This window comes from Xanthobacter autotrophicus (assembly GCF_029991245.1).
Classification (GTDB): domain Bacteria; phylum Pseudomonadota; class Alphaproteobacteria; order Rhizobiales; family Xanthobacteraceae; genus Xanthobacter; species Xanthobacter autotrophicus_C.
In genome coordinates, this window is the sequence record NZ_JAIVFO010000395.1 from 1 (window position 1) to 422 (window position 422).

Consider the following 422-nt stretch of genomic DNA (forward strand, 5'->3'; position numbering starts at 1 on the left):
GTGCTGGCCGAAGAGGCCGAGGCGACCGCGCGCGAAGACTGGGAGGCGGTGGCCAACGCGCACACCAAGATGGCCGAGATGGGGGCCTACGACGCCGAAGCGCGTGCCGGCAAGCTGCTGCACGGCCTCGGCTTCCCTGCCGAGACGCACCACCGTGCGGTGTCCTCGTTCTCCGGTGGCTGGCGCGTGCGCCTGAATCTGGCCCGCGCGCTGATGATGCCCAGCGACCTGCTGCTGCTCGACGAACCGACCAACCACCTGGATCTGGACGCGGTGTACTGGCTGGAACAGTGGCTGCTGAAGTACCCGGGCACCCTGCTGCTGATCTCGCATGACCGCGAGTTCCTCGACAACGTGGCCACCCACACCCTGCACCTGCATGGCGGCGGCGCCAAGCTCTACCCGGGCGGCTACACCGATTT

The 422-nt window shown here is 68.2% G+C and carries 1 protein-coding gene; it reads left to right on the plus strand.

The window, feature by feature from the left end; translation table 11 throughout:
• Positions 1-422, plus strand: a 422-nt coding sequence (locus tag K9U41_RS23380; RefSeq protein ID WP_282643221.1) for an ATP-binding cassette domain-containing protein, incomplete at both ends; no start/stop codon positions are given.